This is a genomic window from Agromyces sp. NPDC055520, from assembly GCF_053619715.1.
The window spans coordinates 1-24,655 of the sequence record NZ_JBSHJY010000027.1 but is presented as its reverse complement, the minus strand read 5'-3'; the positions used below and the strand labels follow the sequence as shown (position 1 = coordinate 24,655).

Annotated in this window: 23 protein-coding genes, 1 pseudogene and 1 riboswitch; of the genes and pseudogenes, 20 read left to right on the top strand and 4 right to left on the bottom strand. The window is 70.4% G+C overall.

The window, feature by feature from the left end:
- Positions 1-23: 23 nt before the first annotated feature.
- The 5 genes from ACWGST_RS11740 (at position 24) to ACWGST_RS11720 (ending at position 6,162) form a co-directional block, all read left to right on the top strand.
- Positions 24-215, top strand: a complete 192-nt coding sequence (locus ACWGST_RS11740; RefSeq protein WP_452046845.1) for a hypothetical protein — start codon at positions 24-26, stop codon at positions 213-215.
- Between the two features lie 248 nt (positions 216-463).
- Complete coding sequence (locus ACWGST_RS11735) at positions 464-2,368, top strand: CocE/NonD family hydrolase (protein ID WP_452046844.1); 1,905 nt, start codon at positions 464-466, stop codon at positions 2,366-2,368.
- A 247-nt stretch (positions 2,369-2,615) separates the two neighbouring features.
- Positions 2,616-4,112 (top strand): FAD-dependent oxidoreductase, encoded by a 1,497-nt coding sequence (locus tag ACWGST_RS11730; protein WP_452046843.1) that lies wholly within the window; start codon positions 2,616-2,618, stop codon positions 4,110-4,112.
- 8 nt (positions 4,113-4,120) lie between these two features.
- The gene (locus ACWGST_RS11725; protein WP_452046842.1) at positions 4,121-4,600 is read left to right on the top strand and encodes a hypothetical protein; all 480 of its coding nucleotides are present in this window, start codon (positions 4,121-4,123) and stop codon (positions 4,598-4,600) included.
- The gene (locus ACWGST_RS11720) at positions 4,597-6,162 is read left to right on the top strand and encodes an aldehyde dehydrogenase family protein (RefSeq protein ID WP_452046841.1); all 1,566 of its coding nucleotides are present in this window, start codon (positions 4,597-4,599) and stop codon (positions 6,160-6,162) included. The genes ACWGST_RS11725 and ACWGST_RS11720 overlap by 4 nt, the downstream gene beginning before the upstream one ends.
- A 53-nt stretch (positions 6,163-6,215) precedes the next feature.
- Here ACWGST_RS11720 and ACWGST_RS11715 read toward each other — a convergent pair whose 3' ends face one another.
- On the bottom strand, positions 6,216-6,707 hold the full coding sequence (locus ACWGST_RS11715; RefSeq protein ID WP_452046862.1) for a CoA-binding protein: 492 nt from the start codon (positions 6,705-6,707) through the stop codon (positions 6,216-6,218).
- A gap of 140 nt (positions 6,708-6,847) precedes the next feature.
- Positions 6,848-8,143 carry an O-acetylhomoserine aminocarboxypropyltransferase/cysteine synthase family protein gene (locus ACWGST_RS11710; RefSeq protein ID WP_452046840.1) on the bottom strand — a complete coding sequence of 432 codons (1,296 nt, stop codon included), beginning with the start codon at positions 8,141-8,143 and terminating at the stop codon, positions 6,848-6,850.
- A gap of 113 nt (positions 8,144-8,256) precedes the next feature.
- On the opposite strand from ACWGST_RS11710, the gene ACWGST_RS11705 reads away from it, so the two are divergent.
- The 6 genes from ACWGST_RS11705 to ACWGST_RS11680 all read left to right on the top strand — a co-directional run bounded on the left by ACWGST_RS11705 (position 8,257) and on the right by ACWGST_RS11680 (position 11,877).
- Positions 8,257-8,553: an antibiotic biosynthesis monooxygenase family protein gene (locus ACWGST_RS11705; RefSeq protein WP_452046839.1), complete on the top strand. Its 297-nt coding sequence runs from the start codon at positions 8,257-8,259 to the stop codon at positions 8,551-8,553.
- A gap of 53 nt (positions 8,554-8,606) precedes the next feature.
- Positions 8,607-8,674: riboswitch (guanidine-III (ykkC-III) riboswitch) on the top strand.
- Between the two features lie 13 nt (positions 8,675-8,687).
- On the top strand, positions 8,688-9,014 hold the full coding sequence (locus ACWGST_RS11700) for a DMT family transporter (protein ID WP_452046838.1): 327 nt from the start codon (positions 8,688-8,690) through the stop codon (positions 9,012-9,014).
- Positions 9,015-9,207: 193 nt separating this feature from the next.
- Entirely contained in the window at positions 9,208-9,639 is a 432-nt protein-coding gene (locus ACWGST_RS11695) for a hypothetical protein (protein ID WP_452046837.1), read from the top strand.
- The gene (locus ACWGST_RS11690) at positions 9,633-9,884 is read left to right on the top strand and encodes a helix-turn-helix transcriptional regulator (protein WP_376924809.1); all 252 of its coding nucleotides are present in this window, start codon (positions 9,633-9,635) and stop codon (positions 9,882-9,884) included. The genes ACWGST_RS11695 and ACWGST_RS11690 overlap by 7 nt, the downstream gene beginning before the upstream one ends.
- Complete coding sequence (locus ACWGST_RS11685; protein WP_452046836.1) at positions 9,881-10,915, top strand: NAD(P)-dependent alcohol dehydrogenase; 1,035 nt, start codon at positions 9,881-9,883, stop codon at positions 10,913-10,915. The genes ACWGST_RS11690 and ACWGST_RS11685 overlap by 4 nt, the downstream gene beginning before the upstream one ends.
- Complete coding sequence (locus tag ACWGST_RS11680) at positions 10,876-11,877, top strand: NAD(P)-dependent alcohol dehydrogenase (RefSeq protein WP_452046835.1); 1,002 nt, start codon at positions 10,876-10,878, stop codon at positions 11,875-11,877. The genes ACWGST_RS11685 and ACWGST_RS11680 overlap by 40 nt, the downstream gene beginning before the upstream one ends.
- Positions 11,878-11,902: 25 nt before the next feature.
- Here ACWGST_RS11680 and ACWGST_RS11675 read toward each other — a convergent pair whose 3' ends face one another.
- Entirely contained in the window at positions 11,903-12,883 is a 981-nt protein-coding gene (locus tag ACWGST_RS11675) for a YeiH family protein (RefSeq protein WP_452046834.1), read from the bottom strand.
- 74 nt (positions 12,884-12,957) lie between these two features.
- Here ACWGST_RS11675 and ACWGST_RS11670 point away from each other — a divergent pair, with 74 nt between their 5' ends.
- Positions 12,958-14,094, top strand: a complete 1,137-nt coding sequence (locus ACWGST_RS11670; protein ID WP_452046833.1) for an epoxide hydrolase family protein — start codon at positions 12,958-12,960, stop codon at positions 14,092-14,094.
- Between the two features lie 19 nt (positions 14,095-14,113).
- On the opposite strand, the gene ACWGST_RS11665 is transcribed toward ACWGST_RS11670, so the two are convergent.
- Entirely contained in the window at positions 14,114-15,757 is a 1,644-nt protein-coding gene (locus ACWGST_RS11665; protein WP_452046832.1) for a dolichyl-phosphate-mannose--protein mannosyltransferase, read from the bottom strand.
- A 51-nt stretch (positions 15,758-15,808) separates the two neighbouring features.
- On the opposite strand from ACWGST_RS11665, the gene rsmI reads away from it, so the two are divergent.
- From rsmI to ACWGST_RS11625, 8 genes and pseudogenes are all read left to right on the top strand, one after another.
- The gene (gene rsmI / locus ACWGST_RS11660) at positions 15,809-16,633 is read left to right on the top strand and encodes a 16S rRNA (cytidine(1402)-2'-O)-methyltransferase (protein ID WP_452046831.1); all 825 of its coding nucleotides are present in this window, start codon (positions 15,809-15,811) and stop codon (positions 16,631-16,633) included.
- 139 nt (positions 16,634-16,772) lie between these two features.
- On the top strand, positions 16,773-17,885 hold the full coding sequence (locus ACWGST_RS11655; protein WP_452046830.1) for an NADP-dependent oxidoreductase: 1,113 nt from the start codon (positions 16,773-16,775) through the stop codon (positions 17,883-17,885).
- Between the two features lie 9 nt (positions 17,886-17,894).
- On the top strand, positions 17,895-19,454 hold the full coding sequence (gene metG, locus ACWGST_RS11650) for a methionine--tRNA ligase (protein ID WP_452046829.1): 1,560 nt from the start codon (positions 17,895-17,897) through the stop codon (positions 19,452-19,454).
- Between the two features lie 3 nt (positions 19,455-19,457).
- Positions 19,458-20,354: a TatD family hydrolase gene (locus ACWGST_RS11645; protein ID WP_452046828.1), complete on the top strand. Its 897-nt coding sequence runs from the start codon at positions 19,458-19,460 to the stop codon at positions 20,352-20,354.
- Positions 20,351-21,223, top strand: coding sequence for a 16S rRNA (adenine(1518)-N(6)/adenine(1519)-N(6))-dimethyltransferase RsmA (gene rsmA / locus ACWGST_RS11640; protein WP_452046827.1), 873 nt, complete (start codon positions 20,351-20,353; stop codon positions 21,221-21,223). Before ACWGST_RS11645 ends, rsmA begins: the two co-directional genes overlap by 4 nt.
- Before the next feature lie 67 nt (positions 21,224-21,290).
- Positions 21,291-22,223 carry a 4-(cytidine 5'-diphospho)-2-C-methyl-D-erythritol kinase gene (locus ACWGST_RS11635; RefSeq protein WP_452046826.1) on the top strand — a complete coding sequence of 311 codons (933 nt, stop codon included), beginning with the start codon at positions 21,291-21,293 and terminating at the stop codon, positions 22,221-22,223.
- A 113-nt stretch (positions 22,224-22,336) separates the two neighbouring features.
- Positions 22,337-24,226 (top strand): ABC-F family ATP-binding cassette domain-containing protein, encoded by a 1,890-nt coding sequence (locus tag ACWGST_RS11630; RefSeq protein WP_452046825.1) that lies wholly within the window; start codon positions 22,337-22,339, stop codon positions 24,224-24,226.
- A gap of 188 nt (positions 24,227-24,414) precedes the next feature.
- Positions 24,415-24,655 (top strand): annotated as a pseudogene (locus ACWGST_RS11625) (MetQ/NlpA family ABC transporter substrate-binding protein); the annotation flags it as partial.

Genomic DNA, 24,655 nt, shown 5'->3' with positions numbered 1-24,655 from the left:
GCCAATTCGAGGTCGGTGGCCCTGTGGTCGTCATCGACTCGATCGACGAGGCGATCGACCGCGGCGCGTCGAGCGTCGAGGCCGAGCGCGAGCGCCTCGCCGTCGCCGACGCGCTCGTGGGAATCCTTCGCGCGGACCTCGGCACCGTACCCCGCGCCCTCGCGTATGCAGGCGTCGATCGGGCCGCGCTCATCCGCGCGCTCGAGCGGCTGTGAGACCGCGAGCGGGCCGTGCGACGGGCGGGATAGGACCCGGCCGATCGATCGAGATTGTTGACCAATCCTGTTCGAGCCCCGTAGGTTGCCACATGACATCCCGGAAATCACCGGAGTGGTCGGGGTCTCGGTATGCACGTCAGCACCGATCTCGAAGAACGTCGACGTCAGACGTTCCCGCCGCTCCCGATGGAAGTGCCCAGAACGCCAAATGGGACAGTCTCGTCCCACGACGGAAGGACCTCATTGTGAAATCCAGAATTCTCGCGATCGCGGGCTCGGTGGCCATCGCGGCGCCGCTGGCACTCGGTGCGGCGGCGGCGCCGGCCGGCGCGGTGACGACCGACAATCCGCCGGTCACACTCGTGGGCGACGTCACCGCCCCGATCTACGACTACGCCGACGCGATCCGGGAGACGGTGTGGGTCACCGCCCCCGACCTCGACGACGACGGTGTCGGCGAGCGGATCGCCACCGACATCATCCGCCCCCGCGAACTCGACGGCAACGCCCGCGTTCCGATCATCATGGACGCGAGCCCGTACTACCTGAGCTCCGGACGGGGCAATGAGGCCGAGCGCAAGGTCTACGACGCCGACGGCGACCTCGTCAAGTTCCCGCTCTACTACGACAACTACTTCGTTCCCCGCGGCTATGCGTTCGTCGCCGTCGACATGGCGGGCACCGCCCGTTCGACCGGGTGCACGGATGAGGGCGGCCGTTCCGACATCGAGTCGGTCAAGGCCGTCGTCGAATGGCTGAACGGCACGGGAGTCGCACGCGACGCCGACGGCGCGGTCGTCGACGCCGACTGGAGCAACGGCAAGACCGGCATGATCGGCAAGTCCTACGACGGGACCCTGGCCAACGGGGTCGCGGCCACCGGGGTCGAGGGCCTGGAGACGATCGTGCCGATCAGCGCCATCAGCTCGTGGTACGACTACAACCGCTGGCAGGGCGCGGTGAAGTCCTTCAACTACCCGAGCAGCCTGTCGCGGTCGATCGCCTCCAACCGGACCATCGCGACGGACTGCTCGGCGCGGCTGAACTGGATGAATGCCAACGACGGCGACGAGACGGGGGCGTACACCGACTTCTGGGCTGAGCGCGACTACCGCGAGGGCTCCTCGTACGACGTGTCGAAGGTCACGGCCAGCGTGTTCGTCGTGCACGGGCTGCAGGACACCAACGTCAAGACGATGAACGCCTCGAAGTGGTGGGAGGACCTCGGCGAGCAGGGCGTCGACCGCAAGATGTGGCTCACCCGTCTCGGGCACGTCGACCCCTTCGACTCCGAGCGCGCGCTGTGGGTCGAGACCCTGCACCGGTGGTTCGACCACGAGCTCATGGACATCGACAACGGCATCGACCGGGAGCCCGCCGTGAGCGTCGAGACGGGACCCGACCAGTGGGAGCAGTCGGACACCTGGCCGATCTCGTCTGCCCGCACCCAGACGCTGAACCTGCACGCCGACGGCACGATGATGCTCGGCAAGAAGGACCGCTCCACGGCCGGTTACATCAACCGCACGTCGCTGAGCGAGTCCAACGCGGTCAAGATCGGCGACGATCCCAACCGCCTGCAGTTCCTCACCGGAACCATCAAGCACGACCTCAGGATCTCGGGCACGCCCACCCTCGACCTCGATGTCACGCACACGGCCCCGGTCGGGCAGGTGTCGGTCATGCTGGTCGACTACGGCGTGATGGATCGCGTCAGTGCCTCCGGTGACGGTGCGCAGACGCTCGGTACGGAGACCTGCTGGGGTCCGGCGACGGCGACTGACGACGCCTGCTACTTCGACGTCGCCAAGCGCGTCGCGAGCACCGAACTGCAGGTGCTGGCCCGCGGCTGGGCTCGCCTCGACGGGGCGGGCAACCACACGGTCACCGTCGAACTGGCTGCCAACGACGTCGTCGTGCCGGCAGGTCACCAGCTCGGCATCGTGATCAGCGGCAGCCGGAACGGTGTCGTCGCCGTCGACACCGCGGAGACCCCGTACACGGTCGCGCTGGCCGGTTCGCGGTTGAACCTTCCGGTCTCGGGCCCGATGGCCGGGTTCGGCCCGGGTCACCTGACCGAGAAGGACACCGAGCACCTGAGCCCCGGAACCCTGGCCGACCTCGACGAGACGGTGTGGCCCGGCCGCTGACCCGCTGAGAGGAGCCCCGCCGGACGCCCGGCGATCGAGTCGGCCCAGTGACGACGGACAGTGTCCGTTCGGCGCTGGGCCGGTTCGCGCCTGCTGCGAGCGCCCGGCTCTCGCGCCGTGAATCGACCGGCGTCACGCGACTCGCCGCTGCCCCTTGCCTTCGGCGGCGCCATGTGGGACAGTCGTCCCACAACGAAGTGGGTCAATTGACCCACTTCGGGTCGGGGGTCGGAGCGAAGGAGCCCACATGTCACCGCACGCCGCATCCGCACTCGACCTCGGGCGGCAGCCGAAGGCGACCGCAGGCTTGGACGCACCCGCACACGACGGCGTCGCCGAGCGCTACGACGTGATCATCGTCGGAGCCGGCACCTCGGGCCTGAACCTCGCCCGCGACCTCGCCGCCGGCGGACAGCGCTGCCTCATCCTCGAAGCGGGCGGACGCTACGACCGCACGAGCTACCCCCGCACCGAGGTCGACGGTTCGGCGCAGCTGTTCTGGGGCGGGGGCGTCGAACTGAACGCCGACGCCTCGCTCGCGATCCTGCGCCCGAAGGTCGTCGGCGGCGGGTCGATCGTCAACCAGGCGCTCATGGACCGATTCGACGACATCGCGCTCGACGACTTCCGCGCACGCAGCGGCGTCGAGTTCTTCACCGCGGAGGCGATGGCGCCGTACTACGACCGCGCCGAGGGCAACGTGAGCCTGCAGACCGTCGAGGAGGAGCGTCGCAACCGCAACGCCGAGATCTTCGCCGACGGCTTCACCCGCAACGGCTACGAGTACGCGCCGCTGCAGCGCGCACAGGCCGACTGCCGCTTCGACGACGGCAACTCGTGCATCGAGTGCCTCTTCGGCTGCCGCATCGACTCCAAGCAGTCGACCGCGGTCACCGCGCTGCCCAAGGCCGAGGCGAACGGCGCGACGCTCATGGCCGACGTCGAGGTCAGCGTGGTCGACGAGCGACCCGACCGCGTGCTGGTGAACGGCCTCGTCGGCAAGCCCGGCACCGCGCGCCGCGAACGCACGTGGACGGCGGAACGGCTGGTGCTCGCAGCGGGGGCGATCGGCAACTCCCGGCTGCTGCTCGCGTCGGGATTCGGCTCCCGGCTGCCCGCGCTCGGCCACGGCTTCTTCACGCATCCGCAGTACATGAACTTCGGCATCTTCGACGAACCCGTCGGCGCGCACTCCGGTCCGTTGCAGAACTACAAATCCGCCGACGCCGGGTTCCGCCGGCAGGGCTTCAAGCTCGAGAACGTGTTCGCCGGGCCCTCGTCGATCGCGCTGCTGATGCCCGGGTACGGCAGCGCGCACCTGGCGCTCATGCGCGAATACGACCACCTGGGATGCATCGAGGTGTGCGTTCGCGACACGAATCCGGGCCGGATCAGCCTGAACCGCAAGGGCGGGCTCGTGGTCGAGAAGCGGCTGGGCGCCGAGGACCTGCGACGGCGGGAGGCGGGGGCGACCGCGATCCGGAACATCTTCCTCTCGATGGGTGCTCGCGACCTGGTCGAGGGTGATGCCGGCATCGGGCTGCACCTGATGGGCGGCCTCGCGATCGGAACCGACCCGGCCGAATCGGTAGTCGACCCCGACTTCACGGTGCGCGGCAGCCGGCGCATCCACGCCGCCGACTCGAGCATCTTCCCCTCCGCGCCGGGCATCAACCCGGCCTTGACCATCGCCGCCCTGTCGATTCGCGCCGGCGAGTCGATCCTCGCGGCAGCGAAGAAATGAGTACGACGATGACCGTTCAGACCACCCGCCTCGTGTCGACCACCCGCCCCGTGTCGACCACGCTGAACCGCGCCCAGAGCCGCGGGCTGCGCCGACTCGGCGACGTCGTGATCCCGGGAGACGCCGAGCTGCCGTCGTTCTCCCGGTCGGGCGTGGCGCCCGAGATCTCGCGGATGCTCCCGTACATGAACGACGGGGATCGATCGGGCCTGCTCGCGCTCCTGACGATGTGCGCGATCCTGCCGAAGTTCGCGATCCGCGTCGTCGTCGCCATGAGCACGGGATGGCGCCGGGCCCCGGAGCCCGTCGCCGGGGCGCTGCGCATGGCGAACATCGGCATCAAGGGCGTCGTGCATTCGCTGTACTGGTCGGACATCCGGCGGCAGGGGATCCACGAGGCGATCGGATACGACGCACGCGTCGACGAGGCATCGTACGAGGCGAGCCTCGCCGGTACGACCATCGGCGCAGCGGAGCAGCGATCATGAGCGCCGCGCACGAGAAGGTCGGTGTCGGTGTCGGTGTCGGCGTCGACGGAGTCGTCGAGCGGGCACGCCACGCACAGCGCTCGCTCCGAGCGTTGTCGGTCGCCGAGCGGCTGGTGCACCTGCGCGCGCTTCGGAAGGCGATCGACGTGCGCGTCGACGAGATCATCGATCGCGTGCAGGCCGAGACGGGCAAGGCGCGCTCCGACATCCTCATGTCCGAGATCTTCGGCGCGATGGATGCGATCGCCTGGCTCGAGGCGAACGCCGCGACGGCGCTCGCCGACGAGAAGGTGCCGACCCCGATGACCCTCATGGGCAAGAAGTCGCGGGTGTGGTTCCAGCCGCGCGGCGTCGTGCTCGTCATCTCCCCGTGGAACTACCCCTTCTTCCAGGCGATCGTGCCGATCGCGTATGCGCTCGCGGCCGGCAACGCGGTGGTCTACAAGCCCAGCGAGCACACGCCGCTCGAGGGCCTGCTGGAGTCGCTGTTCGAGCGGGCGGCCATCGCTCCCAACTGGGTGCAGATCGTGTACGGCGACGGCATGGCCGGTGCGGAGGCGATCGCGCAGCGCCCCGACCAGATCATGTTCACCGGGTCAGCCCGAACGGGGCGTGCCATCATGCGCCAGGCGTCGGAGCTGCTCATCCCGGTCGAGCTCGAGCTCGGCGGGAAGGACCCGATGATCGTCTTCGACGACGTCAACATCGCCCGCACGGCAGCCGGGGCGGGCTTCGGCGCGCTGGCCGCGAGCGGCCAGTCGTGCACCTCGGTCGAACGGCTCTTCGTGCAGGAGGGGATTCACGACGAATTCGTCGCGGCACTCGTCGATCACGTGTCGTCGCTGCGACTCGTCGACGCTCCGGGGGCCGACGCCGACGGCGACGGCGACCTCGGCTGCATGACGACCGACTTCCAGGTGCGCACGGTCGCCGAGCACGTGCTCGACGCGATCGACCGCGGCGCGAGCGTGCTGACCGGAGGCGACTGGGATCCGAAGGCGGTGATCGAGGGCCGGCCCGGATTGGCCGGGCGCCCGTTCCGGCTGGTTCCGCCGATGGTCATCACCGGCCTGCCCGACGACGCGCTCATGGCGAGCGAGGAGACGTTCGGCCCGGTGATCCCGGTGCTGCGGTTCACCGACGAGCGAGAGGTGGTCGCGCGCGCGAACGCGTCGATCTACGGATTGACCGCGAGCGTCTGGAGCGGCGACGCCGCTCGCGCCGAACGGGTCGCGCGACAGCTGCGCTGCGGCGGGGTCTCGATCAACAACGTGATGATCACCGAGGCCGCGCCCGGCCTGCCGTTCGGCGGCGTCGGCGAATCGGGCATCGGCCGGTACAAGGGAGTGCACGGGCTCCGCGCCTTCACGAACCAGCAGTCGGTCGTGATCGACTCCGACGGCACCAAGCTCGAACCCAATTGGTACCCCTACACGGCGCAGAAGGACGTCATGTTCCGCGCGATGATGCGCGCGTGGTTCAGCGGCGGCCCGGCTCGGCTCGTGAAGTTCGCCGTCAGCGGCACGAAGCTCGAGAACTACGCGCAGAAGGCCCGGCGCTGAGGCGAACGGAGCACGTGGGCGCAGCGGTCGTTCCCCGCCGCTGCGCCCGTCGCTCAGCGAACGGTCTTGCGCGCCGTGATCTGGCCGGTGTCGAAGCCGAGCAGGTGCAGCCCGCCGTGGAAGCGGGCGTGCTCGACCTTGATGCAGCGGTCCATGACGACGGTGAGCCCCTGCTCCTCGCCGGAGTAGGCGGCCTCCTCGTTCCAGATGCCCAGCTGCACCCAGATCGTCTTCGCGCCCGCGGCGACGACCTCGTCGATCACCTGCGGGATGTCGGAGCCGCGGCGGAACACCACGACGATGTCGGGCACCTCGGGCAGGTCGGTGAGGCTCGCGTAGGCGGGCTGGCCGAGGATCTCGGTCTCCATCGGGTTCACGAAGTAGAGCCGGTAGTCGCTCGACTGCTGCAGGTAGGTGCCGACGAAGAAGCTCGAGCGCTGCGGCTTCGGCGAGGCACCGACGATCGCGACCGACTTCGCCGCGTTCAGGATCTTGAGGCGCTGCTTCGCATCGGGCCCGGTCCAGGTGCGCTGCGACTTCAGCAGCTTCGCGAGCGGTGAGCTCGCCGGCAGCTCGCACGAGAGGCCGTTGACGAGGCGCACGGTCTCGAGGTCGCCGGTTTCGAGGGCAGTGGATGCCGCGGCATCCGTCGTGTCAGTGGTGCTCGTCGTGTCGGTCGTGGTGCTCATCGTGCTGCTCCCGTCGCGATCGTGAGGGCCTGGTCGAGGTCGTCGATGATGTCCTCCACATCCTCGATGCCGACCGACAGACGCACAACCCCGGGCAGGACGCCCGCGTCGACGAGCTGCTGTTCGCTCAGCTGCGCGTGCGTCGTCGAGGCGGGGTGGATGATGAGCGTCTTCGCGTCGCCGATGTTCGCGAGGTGCGAGGCGAGGTCGACGTTCTCGATGAGCGCCTGGCCGACGGTGCGACCGCCCTTCACCTCGAAGCTGAACACCGAGCCGGGGCCCTTCGGCAGGTACTTCAGGGCGCGGTCGTGGTGCGGGTGATCGGGCAGGCCCGCCCAGAGCACGCGCTCGATGCGCGGGTCGCCGTCGAGCCACTCGGCGACGGCACGGGCGTTGTCGATATGCGCCTGGATGCGGTAGGGCAGCGTCTCGACGCCCTGCGCGAGCAGGAACGCCGAGTGCGGCGCGAGCGCCGGGCCGATGTCGCGCAGCTGCTCGGCGCGCAGCCGGGTGAGGAAGGCGTACTCGCCGAAGTTGCCCGACCACTGCAGGCCGCCGTAGCTCGGCACGGGCTGACCGAAGAGCGGGAACTTCTCGGAGTGCCAGTCGAATCGGCCCGACTCGACGACGACGCCGCCGAGCGTCGTGCCGTGCCCGCCGAGGAACTTCGTGGCCGAGTGCGTGACGATGTCGGCGCCCCACTCGATGGGCCGGTTCAGGTACGGCGTGGGAATGGTCGAGTCGACGATGAAGGGGATGCCGTGCGCGTGCGCGACGTCGGCGAGGGCCTCGAGGTCGGCGATCTCGCCCGAGGGGTTCGCGACGGTCTCGACGAAGAGCGCCTTCGTGCGATCGGTGATCGCGGCGGCGTAGTCGTCGGCGTCGGCGGACTGCACGAACGTCGTCTCGATGCCGAAACGGCGGAGCGTGACATCCAATTGGGTGATCGAACCGCCGTAGAGGTTCGCGGAGGCGACGATGTGATCGCCTGTGCCAGCGAGGCTCGCGAAGGTGATGTACTGCGCCGACAGGCCGCTCGCGGTCGCGACCGCGCCGAGGCCGCCCTCGAGGCTCGCGACGCGCTCTTCGAAGCTTGCGACGGTCGGGTTGGCAAGGCGCGAGTAGACGTTGCCGTACTTCTGCAGGGCGAAGCGGGCCGCGGCGTCGGCGGTGTCGTCGAAGACGTACGCGCTCGTCTGGTAGATCGGCAGCGCGCGGGCGCCCGTCACCTGATCGGGGATGTTGCCCGCGTGGATGGCGCGGGTCTTGAAGCCGTATTCGCGGTCTGCCATGCGGCAACGCTACTGCGGGCCGCCGCCGGCGCCGCTCGGCCGTGTAACGCGAGGCAACGGATGTCGCATGGCGGCGAGTGCCCGGCACGGTGCCGACCCGCTACGGTGTGCTGGTGATCCTCGAACACGCAGTGCTGCCCGTCATCCCCGGCCGCGAGGCCGGCTTCGAGGCGGCGTTCGCCGAGGCGAAGGCGATCATCGCCGGCATGCCGGGCTTCATCGAGCTGCAGCTCTCGCGCTCGCTCGAGACGCCGAACGAGTACCTGCTGCTCGTGCAGTGGCAGAGCGTCGAGGCGCACGAGACCGGGTTCCGCGGCTCGCCCGAGTACGAGCGCTGGCGGGCGCTGCTGCACGGGTTCTACGAGCCGTTCCCCGTCGTCGAGCACTTCACGCTCGTGCACCGGGCCTGAGTGCACGGGGCTTGAGTGCACAGGGCTTGATCAGTCCCGCTCGCTATCCTGTTGGAAGGTCGACCATCGGCGGCCTCCGGACGAGGGCACCCAGTACCCGGAACGCGACAAGACTGGCCATAGGAGTGAACGACATGGCCTGGGTCATCCTCATCGCGTCCGGCGTGCTCGAAGCCGTCTGGGCAACTGCGCTCGGCAAGTCCGAGGGCTTCACGAAGCTTTGGCCGTCGGTCGTCTTCTTCGGCGCACTCGCGCTCTCGATGGCCGGCCTCGCCTGGGCGATGCGCGACATCTCCACCGGCACCGCCTACGCCGTGTGGGTCGGCATCGGCGCGGCGCTCACCGTCATCTGGGCGATGATCACCGGCGACACGGATGTCTCGTGGCTGAAGATCGCCCTGCTGTTCGGGCTCGTCGGCTGCGTCGTCGGCCTCAAGTTCGTCGACGGCGGCAGCCACTAGGCGCACGCGAACGCAGGAAGACACGCCGATCGTGCGTGCTCAACGGCTGCGACACGCCGAGCTGCCGTCAGTTGTTCCTGCGTTGCAGCAGGCGTCGTGACAGTGGCGGACATCGAAGTAAAAAATAGTTGACATCACGTCCACTTTGCTTGACACTTGCAATGTCAAGAATTGTTTACTTAGGAGGGCGCGCATGTCGTACGAGGAGAAGGGCACGTGGGTCTACTTCGTGGTGGCCGTCGTCGGGAGCACGGTCTACCTGTCGCTCGTGCTGCCCCAGCTGCTCGGCGGCACCGCCGTCGCGCAGATCGACTACGTGCCGGCCATGCTCTGGGTGATCGGCGGCGCGATCGTCGCGTCGATCGCCCTGCGCATCCTCGTCGAGATCGTCTCGCCGAGCGAGAGCACGCGTGGCGACATCCGGGATAAGGACATCGACCGCCTGGGCGAGCGAGTGGGCAGCTCGTTCGTCGTGATCGGCGCTCTCGGCGCGCTCGTGCTCGCGATGCTCGACGCCGACGGCTTCTGGATCGCGAACACCGTCTACGTGTGCTTCGTGCTCTCGGCCGTCGTCTCGAGCATCACGAAGCTCGTCGCCTATCGCAGGGGAGTGCCGGCATGGTGAAGCCCACGAGGGTCACGAACGAGATCCGCTCGCTGCGGTTCAGGGCCGGCGAAATGACCCAGGCGGAGCTCGCGAAGCGTCTCGGGGTGACCCGGCAGACCGTCATCGCCATCGAGCAGGGGCGGTACTCGCCCTCGCTCGAGATGGCCTTCCAGCTCGCGCGGATCTTCGGGGTGCCGCTCGACGATGTCTTCCAGTACCCCGAACACGACGCGGCAACGGACGCGGAGGAGTCGGCATCATGAGAATCGCAGTGTACGAACGATACGGCCCGCCCGAGGTGGTGCACGTGCAGCAGGCCGCCGATCCCGTGATCGACGCGAACGAGGTGCTCGTGCGGGTCGAATCGAGCACGGTCGGCCCGTCCGACAGCGCCGGGCGCAGCGGCACCCCGCGCTTCGCGCGCCTCTTCTTCGGACTCACGAGACCGAAGCATCCCGTGCTGGGATCCGACTTCGCTGGCGTCGTCGAGCGCGTGGGCGACGACGTGACCCGATTCGCGCCGGGCGACCGGGTGTTCGGCACGCTCGCGCCGGCGATGGGTGCGCACGCCGAGCTGGTGACGATCACCGAGGAGGCGCCGATCGCGCACATCCCCGACGGGCTCGACGCGGCCGGGGCCGTCGCAACGGTCGACGGGTTCCTCACGGCGCTGCCCTTCCTCCGCGATCTCGCCGAGGTGGGCCCCGGGCAAGTCGTGCTCGTCAACGGGGCATCCGGCACGGTGGGCTCTGCGGCGGTGCAGCTCGCGAGGCACTTCGGCGCGACGGTCGTCGGCGTGTGCAGCACCGCGAACGCGCCGCTCGTCGCGTCGCTCGGTGCCGACCGCGTGATCGACTACGCGAGCGAGGACTTCGCCGACGCGCGCGGCGCCTACGACGCGATCTTCGACGCGGTCGGCAAGCGCTCGTTCGGCGCGGTCCGACGCGCGCTCACGCCCCACGGCATCTACCTCACCACGGTGCCGTCGGCCGCGATCATGGTGCAGTGGCCGGTCACGCGCTGGTTCAGCCGCGGGCGGAGAGCGGCGATCGCCTTCACCGGACTCCGCGACATCCGGCTCAAGGCGGCGGACCTCGCCCTGCTCGTCGAACTCATCGAAGCGGGGGAGTTCGTGCCGGTCATCGATCGCATCGTCGCCATCGACGACATCGCGGAGGCGCACCGCCGCGTCGACACCGGGCACAAGGTCGGCAGCGTCGTGGTCGCGGTGTCGCCGGCGGCATCCTCGTCGTCATGGTCGCCGTCACCGTCCCCGAAGCGGGCCGCAGCATGAGGGCGGTCGTGCAGCACCGCTACGGCGGCCCCGACGAGCTCGCGCTCGCCGAGGTCGATGAGCCCACGCCCGCGGCCGACGAGGTTCTCATCCGCGTCGCGGCGGTCGCCGTCAGCATGGGCGACGTGCTGCTCATGCACGGCGAACCCCGTGCGGTGCGACTCGTCTACGGCCTCCGGCGGCCGAAGCGGCCGATCATCGGCCGGGATGTCGCGGGCGAGGTCGTCGCGGTCGGTTCCGCCGTCACGCGGTTCGCGGTCGGCGACGCCGTCTTCGCGGAGTCCGACCAGGGCGGCTTCGCCGAGTTCGTCGCGGTGCCCGAGCGTTTCGTCGCAGCTCGGCCGGCTTCGGTCGACGCCGTGCATGCCGCCGCCGTCGTGGTCTCGGGCACGACGGCCCTGCAGGGCCTGCGCCTCGCGGGCGTCGCGGGCGGGCAGCACGTGCTCGTCAACGGAGCCTCGGGCGGGGTCGGCGGATTCGCCGTGCAGCTCGCGAAGGCGGCCGGCGCCGAGGTGACCGGGGTGTGCCGCGGTGCGAAGGCCGACCATGTAGGGGCGATCGGCGCCGACCACGTGATCGACTACACCGCCGAGGACTTCACCGCGAACGCCGGCCGCTACGACGTCGTGTTCGATCTGGTCGCCGACCACTCGCTCGGTCGCGTGCGCCGCTCCCTCACCCCGCGCGGCACGCTCGTGCTGTCGTCGGGCCGGGGCGGCACGGTGCTCGGGCCGATGAGGCGACTGGCCGCGGCATCCGTCATCTCGCCGTTCGTGTCGCAGCGGCTCCGGCCGCTCGCGGCGGTGCGCAGCGGCGACGACCTCGCCGAACTCGCGCGACGCATCGACGTCGGCGAGGTTCGTCCGGTCGTCGACCGGGTGTTCCCGCTCGAGGAGGCGGCTTCCGCGGTCGCCATGCTGGAGTCGGGAGAGGTGCGCGGCAAGATCGTCATCGCGGTGTGATGGGCGACGGTGCGCGCGGCGCCGCTCAGCCGAGCAGCACGGCGCCGTAGGCGAGCCCCGCGACGAGCACCCACGAGGTGAGGCCGACGACGAGGGCCCGCCACCCGGTGCTCGCGAGCTCGCCGAGGCGGATCGAGGCGCCGAGTGCGAAGAGGGCCATCGCGAGCACCGCCGTCTGCAGCGTGTCGGCGCCCGTCAGCACCCACTCGGGCAGCGGCACGAAGGTGTTCAGCAGCACGGCGGCGAGGAACCCCGCCACGAAGAGCGGCACGATCGCGGGACGGGGGCCCTCGACCTCGACCGCCCGTCGCCGCTCGACCGCGACGGTGATCGCGACCATCGGGGCGAGCATGAGCACTCGGGTGAGCTTGACGACGACGGCGACGGCGAGCGCCGCCGTGCCGGCGATCTGCGCGGTCGCGACCACCTGGCCGACGTCGTGCACGCTCGCACCGACCCAGTGCCCGAACTGCACGTTCGAGAGGCCGAGCGGATGCCACAGGGCCGGCAGCACCGCGATCGCGAGGGTGCCGCACAGGGTGACGAGGGCGACCGGCACGGCCTGCTCCTCATCGCGGGCGCGCACCGCGGCGCCCATCGCGCCGATCGCCGACGCCCCGCAGATCGAGAAGCCGCTCGCGACGAGGAGCGGCTGGTGGCCCGGCAGGCCGAGCGCGCGGCCGAGGCCGATCGTGCCGATGAAGGTGAGCACCACCACGGTGACCGTCGTCGCGATCGTGACCCAGCCGAGCGATGCGATGTCGACGAGGCTGAGCTTCAGCCCCAGCAGCACGATGCCGATGCGGAGCAGCCGGCGGGCGGCGACCCGCAGGCCCGGCGCGAGGGTGCCGCCGAGAGCCGGCCGGAGCGCCGGGATCTGGCCGACGACGATGCCGAGGGCGACGGCGGCCGTCAGGAGCGGCACCGCGGGGAAGGCCAGGTGCGCGAGCCACGCGATGAACGCCGCGGAAGCCGCGACGACGAGTCCCGGCAGCAAACGACGCACCGCACAACGGTAGCCGACGCCGGCGCCGATCTCGATCGGCGGGCTCCCGGGGCGGTCGGCGGTAACGTCGCCGCATGGAGCCGTTCAAGGTCGACATCGCCGACGACGTACTCGTCGACCTGCGCCGACGCATCGCCGGGCGCCGGCTCCCGCCGCCGACGCCGGGGGCGCCGTGGTCGGCCGGCACCGATCCCGCCGAGCTCGAACGCCTGCTCGCCTACTGGGGCGGTGCCTTCGACTGGCGTGCGGTCGAGCGCCGGCTGAACTCGGTGCCGCAGTTCACCGCCGATGTCGGCGGTGGCCGCGTGCACTTCGCCTGGATCCGCGCGGAGCGGCGCGACCCGGCGCCGGTGCCGATCATCCTCAGCCACGGCTGGCCGTACACCTTCGCCGAGATGCTGCCGATCGTGCCGTACCTCGTCGACCCCGTGCGTCACGGCGGCACGCCGGGCGACGCCTTCGACGTGGTCGTGCCGTCGCTGCCCGGTTTCGGGTTCTCGGATGCTCCGGGCGAAGCGCAGTTCGTCGCGAACGAGATCGCCGAACGATGGCATGCGCTCATGCACGACGTGCTCGGCTACGAGCGCTACGCGAGCTACGGCGAAGACGTCGGCACGTGGATCAGCGATTGGACGGCGGCGCTGCATCCGGAGTCGGTGCTCGGCCTCTTCGCGACCCACGCCGCGTTCCCCTCGGCCGATCGTCGCGCCGATCCCACCGAGGAGGAGGTCGGGTTCCGGGAATGGCTCGATGCGAAATGGCTCGGCGAGTCGGCCTACAGCGAACTGCAGTCGACGAAGCCCGACACGCTCGCCGCGGCGTTGAACGACTCGCCCACGGGGCTCGCCGCGTGGCTCGTCGAGAAGTTCCGCACCTGGAGCGGCGGTGACGACGCGTACCGGGCCGCATGGAGCGACGACGACGTGCTCACGACGATCACCCTCTATTGGGCGACGCAGAGCATCGGCACCTCGTTCCGCGCGTACTTCGACGATCGATTCGACACCGCGCCGATGCCGACGGTCGAGGTGCCGGTGGGCGTGGCCGTGCAGTACGGCGAACGCGGGTTCCCGCAGAGCTACGCCGCACGCACCTACCGCGACATTCGCGACTGGCGGCAACTGCCGAGCGGCGGGCACTTCACCGTCAAGCAGTCGCCCAGGGCGGTCGCCACCGCGATGCGGGAGTTCTTCCGGCCGCTCCGGGACTGACGCCCGTCGGCCGCCCGCGTCATCCCCAGCTCGGCAGCCAGAAGTGCAGCTGCCGGAACGTCGGCGTGACCGGCATGCCCGACCAGAGCGGGAAGAAGAACGCCGAGACGGCCAGCACGAACCCGAGGAAGATCACCACGACGGCGATGCCGCGCTGTCGGCGCCAGTGCGGGTCGTCGCGCCGGCCGAGCACGAGCCCGATCACGAACACGAGCGCGAGCACCATGAACGGTTCGAACGCGATGGAGTAGAACTGGAACACCGTGCGGTTCAGGTATGCGAGCCACGGCAGGTAACCCGCCGCGAGCCCCACGAGGATCGCGCCGACCTGCCACTCGCGATATCGCGCGAGCCGGTAGATCAGGTAGAAACAGGCCGCGGCCGCCGCCCACCAGATGAGCGGATTGCCGAGCTCGATGATCGACGACCAGCATGTGTCGGCGCCGCACCCGCCGGAGCCGTCTTCGGTCGAGGCGAAGTACATGTTCGTCGGCCGGATCATCACGAGCCACGTGAGCGGGTTCGCCTGCCACGGGTGGGGGCTGTGCACGCCGACGTGGTAGCCGTAGGCGGCCTCGTGGTAGTGCCAGAGACTCTGCAGTGCCAGGGGCACCCACGAGAAGAGGCCGGTCGCCGCGTTGCCGGCCTCTTCGGCCCAGTGCCGGTAGTAGCCGCCGTCGGTCACGAGCCAGCCCGTCCACGACGCGAAGTACACGACGGCCGCGACCGGCACGAGCAGCACGAAGGTGACGGGCCCCTGCTTCAAGATCGACGCGGTGAGCCAGAACGGCACTCCGGCGCGGCGGCGGGCGACGGCGTCGACGACGACGAGGTAGAGGCCGAACGCCGCGAGGAACCAGAGGCCCGACCACTTCACCGCGGTGGCGGCGCCGAATGCCATTCCCGCTGCGACGACCCACGGGCGGGCCCACAACGCAGGCCCGTAGTGCGGGTCGCGTCCGGCGGCCCGGGCGGCGCCGAGCCGCTCGTCGAGCAGGCGGCTCGAGCGGCCGCGGTCGAGCAGTACGAACCAGAATCCGATGAGGGCGAACAGCATCACCCAGTTGTCGAGCAGGGCGACGCGCGACATCACGATCGCGTTGCCGTCGACGGCGAACAGCAGACCCGCGATGACCGCGAGGACCGTCGATGCGAAGAGCCGCCGGGCCACGAGCGTGACGAGGAACACCGCGATCGTGCCGGCGAGCGCCGTCGAGGCGCGCCACCAGAACGCGTCGCCGGCGCCGAAGGCGGCCATGCCGAGCGAGATCATCCACTTGCCGAGCGGCGGGTGCACGACGTAGGCGGCGGCCTCGTGGAAGATGCCGGTGTCGCCCGCGGCGAAGTCGGCGTCGGCGCCTTCGGGCCAGCTCGACTCGTAGCCGTTCTGCAGCAGCGTCCACGCGTCTTTCACGTAGTACGTCTCGTCGAAGACGATCGCCTGCGGGTGCCCGAGGTTCCAGAACCGCAGCGCCGCCGCGATGAGGGTGACGAGGATCGGGCCGCCCCAGTACCAGAGCGCCCGCCGCCGCGGAGTCGCGAGCACGCGGGCCCACCAGTCGTCGAGTCGGCTTCCGCGCGGCTCCGCAACCGGTTCGTGATGAGCGGATGCCTCGTCGTCGCGTTCCTCGCGTGACACGACGGTGTCCGGCTCCACTCCCATGCGCCAACCCTAAACGAGTCGGGCCGTGCGCCAGGTGTCATGCTTGAGGCCATGATCATCCTCGCGGCGACGCCCATCGGTAATCTCGGCGACGCTTCCGCCCGTCTGCGCGACGCCCTCGGGACGGCGACCGTCATCGCCTCGGAAGACACCCGGGTGACCCAGCGACTGCTCGCCGGCCTCGGCATCGAGAACCGTCCCAAGCTCATCGCCCTGCACGAGCACAACGAGCGGCAGAAGGCGGCCGAGCTGGTCGAGCTCGCGCGCGACGCCGACCTGCTCGTGCTGAGCGACGCCGGCATGCCGACCGTTTCCGACCCCGGGTTCCCGCTCGTCGCCGCAGCCGCCGAGGCCGGAGTGCAGGTCACCGCGATTCCGGGCCCGTCGGCCGTGATCACCGCGCTCGCCGTGTCAGGGCTGCCGACCGACCGCTTCGCCTTCGAGGGGTTTCTGCCGCGCAAGGCGGGGGAGCGCGGCCGGCGTCTCGCCGAGCTCGCCGGCGATCGCCGCACGCTGCTGTTCTTCGAGGCCCCGTCGCGGCTCGCCGCGAGTCTGACCGCGCTCGCCGAGGCGTTCGGGCCGGATCGGCCCGCCGCCGTCTGCCGTGAGCTGACCAAGCTGTACGAAGAGGTGCGCCGCGGCCCGCTCGGCGAGCTCGCCGCGTGGGCCGAGGGCGGGGTGCGCGGCGAGATCGTGATCGTGGTGGGCGGCGCCGGCGCGATGGAGGCGAGCCCGGAAGCAGCACTCGAGCGGGTGCTCGAGCTCGCGACATCCGGAACCCGATTGAAAGACGCCGCCGCCCTCGTGGCCGCCGAGAGCGGCCTCCGCACGCGCGATCTCTACGAAGCGGCGCTGCAGGCACGCAAGCGCGGCTGACGATCCCGCACGGCCCGCGCTGCCCGCACCCGGCCCGCGCTCCCGGCCGCCGCCACTGTCGGAATCCGCCCGGGTAGCGGACAATGGGAAGGGCAGCGTCTGCAGAACACAGGATCCGCGAGAGCGGTGGAGGTGCGAGATGGCTCACGACCCTACTCATGACCTGGCCCGCGTCGTCAGGTTCGCCAGGCACGGCGGGCCCGAGGTGCTCGAGATCGTCGAGGAGCCGATGCCCGAGCCGGGCGAGGGCGAGGTGCTCGTCGAGGTGTTCGCCACCGGTCTGAACCCGGTCGAGAGCGCGATCCGCCGCGGCGACCACCCTGAGCGCTGGCGCGTGACCCTGCCGTCGGCGCAGGGCCGCGACCTCGCCGGTGTGGTCGTGTCGACCGGCCCCGGCGCCTCGTCGTTCTCGCGCGGCGACGAGGTCATGGGGTTCGTCGAGCGCGGGGCGCACGCGAGCCACGTCGTCGTGCCCGAACATCAGTTGCTGCCGAAGCCGCCCGAACTCACGTGGGAGGTGGCCGGTTCGCTCTACGTGGCCGGCACGACCGCGTGGACGGCCGTCGAGGGGCTCGCGTTGTCGCCGGCCGACACGGTGGTCATCACCGCGGCCGCCGGCGGGGTCGGATGCCTCGCCGCCCAGTTCGCCCGCATGCGGGGCGCCACGGTGATCGGCACGAGCATCGAGACGCGCTTCGACTTCCTGCGGCAGTTCGGCGTGCTGCCGGTGGCCTACGGGCCAGAGCTCGCCGAGCGAGTGCGACCCGTGGCATCGGGGCCGATCACCGCGTTCCTCGATTTCCTCGGCGGCGAGACCGAGGCCGCGATCGCCCTCGGTGTGCCGCGCTCGCGCATCTTCACGGTGCTCGATTGGGACGCCGTCGAAGACGAGGAGGCGGTGAGGGTCTCATCGGGCGATGTCGTCGCGCTCGGCCGAGTCGCCGCCCTCGTCGCCGCACGGCGGGCACGGCTGCCGATCGCCGACGTGTTCCCGATCGATTCCGTCGCCGACGCGTATCGAGCCCTCGATCGCCGGGATGCCCCTGGCAAGATCGTGCTCGGCCTGCGCGTCGTCGGGTATCCGGGTCAGCGGGTGCACGAGCCCGACATCAAGGAACAGGACGTCACGCTCGGCGTGCTCACCCCGCACGAGCACATGGAGGTCGAGGAGGCGGTGCCTCCGGCGATCCTCGACGGGAGCGTTCGCCGCCGCCGGCGTAACCGGAACCCCGGGGCATCCGCTCGCCCGTAGGATTGGGGGATGGCCGACGGCTCCTCGTTCTATATCACCACGCCCATTTTCTATGTGAATGACGTGCCCCACATCGGGCACGCCTACACCGAGGTCGCTGCCGACGTGCTCGCGCGCTGGCACCGCCAGGCGGGCGACGACACCTGGATGCTCACGGGCACCGACGAGCACGGCCAGAAGATCCTGCGCACCGCGACCGCCAACGGCGTGACGCCGAAGCAGTGGGCCGACAAGCTCGTCGCCGAGGCGTGGATCCCGCTGCTCGAGACGGTCGACATCGCCAACGACGACTTCATCCGCACCACCGAGGAGCGGCACGAAGCGAACGTGCAGAAGTTCCTGCAGAAGCTCTACGACGACGGCCACATCTACACGGGCGAGTACGAGGGCTACTACTGCGTCGGCTGCGAGGAGTACAAGCAGGAGTCCGACCTCGTGCCGGGCGCCGGCGAGTACGCGGGTCAGCCGGTCTGCGCGATCCACTCGAAGCCCGTCGAACTGCTGCACGAGAAGAACTACTTCTTCCGCATGTCGGCCTTCGCCGAGCGCCTGCTCGCCCTCTACGAGGAGCAGCCCGATTTCGTGCAGCCCGAGTCGGCGCGCAACGAGGTGCTGTCGTTCGTGCGGTCGGGCCTGACCGACCTGTCGATCTCGCGCTCGACGTTCGACTGGGGCGTGAAGGTGCCGTGGGACGAGTCGCACGTCGTCTACGTGTGGTTCGACGCGCTGCTGAACTACATCACGGCGGTCGGCTACGGGCAGGACGAGGCGGAGTTCGCCCGCCGTTGGCCGGCGCATCACGTCGTCGGCAAAGACATCCTGCGTTTCCACGCGGTCATCTGGCCGGCCATGCTCATGGCGGCGGGGCTCGAGGTGCCCAAGGGCGTGTTCGGCCACGGCTGGCTCCTCGTCGGCGGCGAGAAGATGTCGAAGTCGAAGCTCACGGGCATCGCCCCCGAGCAGATCACCGAGACCTTCGGCTCGGACGCGTTCCGCTACTACTTCCTGCGCGCGATCGCGTTCGGCCAGGACGGCTCGTTCTCGTGGGAGGATCTGGCGGCGCGCTACCAGGCCGAGCTCGCGAACGGGTTCGGCAACCTCGCCTCGCGCGTGATCGCGATGATCAACCGCTACTGCGACGGCGTCGTGCCGGCTGCCGGCACGCTGACGACCTCCGACATCGAGATCGGCAGCGTCGAACGACGGGCGACGGATGCCTCGTGGCAGGCCATCGATCGTCTCGCGATCCACGACGCCATCGGCGCCGCGTGGGAGCTCGTCGATGCGCTCAACGGCTACCTCACGATCGAGGAGCCGTGGAGCCTCGCGAAGGACCCGGCGCAGCGCGACCGCCTCGAGACCGTGCTCGCCACGGCGTACCACGGCCTCGGCACGCTCGCCGTGCTGCTCTCGCCGGTGCTGCCGGTCGCGACGGCGAAGCTCTGGACCGCGCTCGGCGCCCCCGGCACCGTGCAGGAGCAGCGCATCGACCGCGCCCACGAGTGGACGATCGGCACGCACGTCGAGCCGCTCGAGGCGCTCTTCCCGCGCGTCGAGGTCGCGGAGTAGCGGGTGACGCCCGAGTACCCGCCGTTGCCCGAGGCACTGCCTGTTCCGGTCTACGACAACCACACGCATCTCGAGCCGTCCGACCAGGCGCCGCCCGGGCGCCCCGACACGCTCCTCGACGTGCACGAGCACCTCGAGCGCGCGGCAGCGGTCGGTGTCGCCGGGGCGGTGCAGGTCGGCACCGATGTGGCGACCTCGCGCTGGTCGGCCGACGTCGCCGACCGCGAGCCGCGGCTCCTCGCCGCGGTGGCGCTGCACCCGAACGAGGCGCCCGAGCTTGAGGCGGCCGGCACGCTCGACGACGCGCTCGCCGTGATCGACGAGCTCGCCGCCCGCCCGCGCGTGCGCGCGATCGGTGAAACCGGGCTCGACTTCTTCCGCACCGGCGAAGCGGGGCTGGGTGCGCAGTTCCGATCGTTCGAGGCGCACATCGACATCGCGAAGCGGCACGGGCTCGCCCTGCAGATCCACGATCGCGACGCGCACGACGAGGTCGTCGCGACACTGCGCCGGGTCGGCGCGCCCGATCGCACGGTCTTCCACTGCTTCTCGGCCGGTGAAGAGCTCGCCCGGCTCGCCGCCGGCGAAGGCTGGTACCTGTCGTTCGCCGGCACCGTCACGTTCAAGAACGCCGAGAACCTGCGCGAGGCGCTGCGAGTCGCGCCCCGTGACCGCATCCTCGTCGAGACGGATGCCCCGTACCTCGCGCCCATGCCGCTGCGTGGCCGCCCCAATGCGCCCTATCTCGTGCCGCACACGGTGCGTTTCATGGCCGAGGTGCTGGATGCCCCGCTCGACGAGTTCTGCGCGCAGCTCGCGTCGAACACCGTGGACGTGTACGGCTCGTGGCATGATGAGCCCGTGGCGGGGGCACCGGGGTCGCGGGAGCACGGGCAGTGAACGCGCATCGGCACGCGGCCGAGGGCGACGAGGCCGTACCGCGCCTGCTCGGCCCGGCCGAGATCCGCGACCTCGCCGAGCTGCTCGACGTCACGCCCACGAAGAAGCTCGGACAGAACTTCGTGCACGACGCCAACACCGTACGCCGTATCGTGCAGACCGCGGGCGTGCAGCCGGGTGAGACCGTGCTCGAGATCGGCCCAGGTCTCGGCTCGCTCACCCTCGGGCTGCTCGAGGCCGGGGCATCCGTCATCGCGGTCGAGATCGACAAGCGTCTCGCAGCGCAACTGCCGCACACGGCGACCATCATGCAGCCAGGCACGCCGCTGACCGTCGTGACCGAAGACGCACTGCGCGTCACCGAGCTGCCCGGCGAGCCCGTTCGGCTCGTCGCGAACCTGCCCTACAACATCTCGGTGCCGGTGCTGCTGCACCTGCTCGAGCACTTCGACTCACTGCAGTCGGGCATCGTCATGGTGCAGGCCGAGGTCGGCTACCGACTCGCCGCCGAGCCCGGGTCGAAGGTCTACGGCGCTCCGAGCGTCAAGGCCGCCTGGTACGGCAACTGGCGCACCGCCGGCCAGGTCTCGCGCATGGTCTTCTGGCCGGTGCCCAACGTCGACTCCGTGCTCGTCGGCTTCGAGCGAGCGGATGCCCCCGGCACCGAGGCCGAACGGGTCGCGACGTTCGCCCTCGTCGACGCCGCATTCCAGCAACGACGCAAGATGCTGCGGCAGTCGCTGTCGACCGTGCTCGGCGGCGGGTCGGCCCACGCGTCGGCCGTGCTCGAGGCCGCGGGCGTCGACCCGCAGGAGCGCGGCGAGCAACTCACCGTCGCCGACTTCCTGCGCATCGCCCGCGCGGTCTGAAGCGCGCTAGCGTGGGTGCCGTGGGGAAGCAGGCACGGGGAGCCGGGGTGTCGGTTAGCGTGGAGTCATGACGATCGCGGCGACCGACGAGGCAGTGCACGTTCGGGCACCGGGCAAGATCAACCTCTTCATGCGGGTCGGCGCGGTGCAGGCCGACGGGTACCACGACGTCGCGACCGCCTATCAGGCCGTCTCGCTCTACGAAGACGTGCGGGCCTGGCCCGACGACGAGTTCAGCGTCTCGTTCAGCGGCAGCGTCGACACCTCGGGGTTGCCGACCGATCGTTCGAACCTCGCCATCAAGGCGGCGAAGCTGCTCGCCCGCACGGCCGGGGTGCCGGGCGGCGTGCATCTCGAGATCGACAAGAACGTGCCGATCGCGGGCGGTATGGGCGGGGGCTCCGCCGATGCCGCGGCCACCCTCGTCGCGTGCGACGCGCTGTGGGGCACGGCGCTCTCGAAAGAAGACCTGCACGCCCTCGCCGCCACGCTCGGCGCCGACGTGCCGTTCGCGCTGAGCGGTGGCACGGCGATCGGCACCGGTCGCGGCGACCAGCTGAGCCCGGCGCTCGCGACCGGTTCGTTCCACTGGGTGCTCGCGCTCGCCGAGTTCGGGCTGTCGACGCCCGCGGTCTACCAGGAGCTCGACCGCCAACGCGAGTCCCGGCTCGGGCTCGTCTCAGACGGAACTCCGCCGATCGTCGACGCGGCGGTGCTGCAGGCCCTGCGCGCCGGCGATGCCCACCGGCTCGCCGAAGTGGTGCACAACGACCTGCAGGCGGCCGCGCTGAGCCTCGCGCCGGGCCTCGGCGGCATCCTCGAGCTCGGCACGGCGCACGGCGCGCTCGCCGCACTCGTCTCGGGGTCGGGGCCGACGGTCGCGTTCCTCGTCGACGACACCGACACGGCGCTGCAACTGCAGGTCGCCCTCTCGGCGGCCCGCCTGCACGCCGTGCACGTGCACGGCGCCGTGCACGGGGCGCGCATCATCTCGGGCTGAGCAACCGCGGGCTGAGCGAGCTCCGGCTGAGCGAGCGCGGGCTGAGCGAGCGCGGGCTGAGCGAGGCGCGCGGGCCGCCCGCCCCGAGCAACTGCAAGTAGGCTCGGAAGGACATGGCACATCTCCTCGGCGCCGAGCGCCTGCACCTCGAGTTCCCGACGCGCGTCGTCTTCGACGAGGTCACCCTGGGCATCGACGAGGGTGACCGCATCGGCGTCGTCGGCCGAAACGGCGACGGCAAGTCCACGCTTCTCAAGCTCCTCGACGGCCGGCTCGACGCCGACGGCGGCCGGGTCACGCACCGCCGTGGCATCCGCATCGGCACGCTCGACCAGGCCGACGTCGTCGACCCCGGCAAGACCGTCGCCGAGTTCGTCGTGGGCGGCATCGACGAGCACGTCTGGGCGGGCGACGCGAAGGTGCGCGACGTCATCGCCGGCCTGCTCGGCGACGTGCCGTGGCACGCGCAGATCGCGAGCCTCTCGGGCGGCCAGCGTCGCCGAGTCGGCCTCGCAGCCCTGCTCGTCGGCGACTGGGACGTCGTCTTCCTCGACGAGCCCACGAACCACCTCGACGTCGAGGGCATCGCCTGGCTCGCCGGGCACCTGAAGCGCCGCTGGCCGGCCGACTCGGGCGCGCTCGTCGTCGTGACCCACGACCGCTGGTTCCTCGACGAGGTCTGCACCGCGACGTGGGAGGTGCACGACGGCATCGTCGAGCCCTTCGAGGGCGGCTACGCGGCCTACGTGCTGCAGCGCGTCGAGCGCGACCGCTCGGCCGCGGCATCAGAGGCCAAGCGCCAGAACCTCATGCGCAAAGAGCTCGCGTGGCTGCGCCGCGGCCCGCCCGCGCGCACCTCGAAGCCGAAGTTCCGCATCGACGCGGCGAACGAGCTCATCGCGAACGAGCCTCCCGTTCGCAACAAGGTCGAGCTCGATCGGCTCGCGGTCTCGCGGCTCGGCAAAGACGTCGTCGACCTCATCGACGTGACGGTGCAGTTCCCGATGGTCGACCCGGTCACGGGCGAGCCGGCGACCCGCACCGTGCTGCACGACGTCGAATGGCGCATCGCGCCGGGCGAGCGCACCGGCATCCTCGGCGTGAACGGCGCCGGCAAGTCGACGCTGCTCGGGCTCGTGACGGGCGCCGTCGAGCCCACGAGCGGCCGCGTCAAGCGCGGCAAGACCGTGCGCATCGCGACCCTGAGCCAAGAACTGAACGAACTCACCGAGTGGGCCGACTCGCGGGTCTCGGCGGTCGTCGCCGAGCAGCGCTCGAGCTACCAGGTCGGCGATAAAGAGATGACGCCCGGCCAGCTGCTCGAGCGGCTCGGCTTCACGACGGCGCAGCTCTCGACGCCCGTGAAGAACCTCTCGGGCGGTCAGAAGCGGCGTCTGCAGCTGCTGCTCATCCTGTTGCAGGAGCCGAACGTGCTCATCCTCGACGAGCCGACCAACGACCTCGACACCGACATGCTCGCCGCGATCGAAGACCTGCTCGACTCGTGGCCCGGCACGCTGCTCGTCGTCTCGCACGACCGCTACCTCATCGAGCGCGTCACCGATCGCCAGTTCGCGATCTTCGACGGTCACCTGCGCGACCTGCCGCGCGGCGTCGAGCAGTACCTCGAACTTCGCAGGGCAGCGGATGCCGCGGCGCCCGTCGCCCCGGCACCGGGCACGTCTGCCGCTCAGCAAGCCGGTGCGGCCACCGCGAACGCCGCCGCCGCCGCGTCCGCCACGGGCGCAGCGCAGGCAGCGGGGGCGCCTGCAGCGCTCTCAGGTGCCGACAAGCGCAACGCCGAGAAGGAGCTCGCCTCGATCGATCGCAAGCTCGAGAAGCTCTCGGTGCAGATCGCCGCACAGCACGAGAAGCTCGCGGTGCACGACCAGGGCGACTACGTCGGTCTGGGGGCGCTCGGCGACGAGCTGCGCGAGCTCGAAGCATCCGTCGCCGATCTTGAAACCCGTTGGCTCGAAGTTTCCGAGTCTCTGGAAGCCTAGCTTCGCAGAAGCTGTGACGGACTGTGACCAGTGCGTCAGGTCGGCAAAGAATCTTCGCCTAGCGTTGGTGGTGCACCCGCGATCGCGGCATCGAAGCCCCACCGTCACCCGCACACTGTCGACCACAGTGTGCGGAGCCATGCCTCCACCAGCACCCGATCGCGGCAGCCAAGTGAAAGGGAACCACCATGTCACGTCAGCACCAGTCCACGCGCAACGCGAAGCTCATCACCGCACTCGCCGCGGTGCCGCTCGTCTTCGGTCTCGCCTCGTGCGCCTCGCCGGCCGCCGGCGATGCCGGCAGCGACGCCGGCGGCGCGAACGACGTGATCAAGATCGGCGTGGTGGGCAAGGCCGACCCGCAGTGGGACGCCTTCGAAGACGCCGCCGCCGACGCGGGCATCGAGATCGAGATCGTCGACTTCGGCG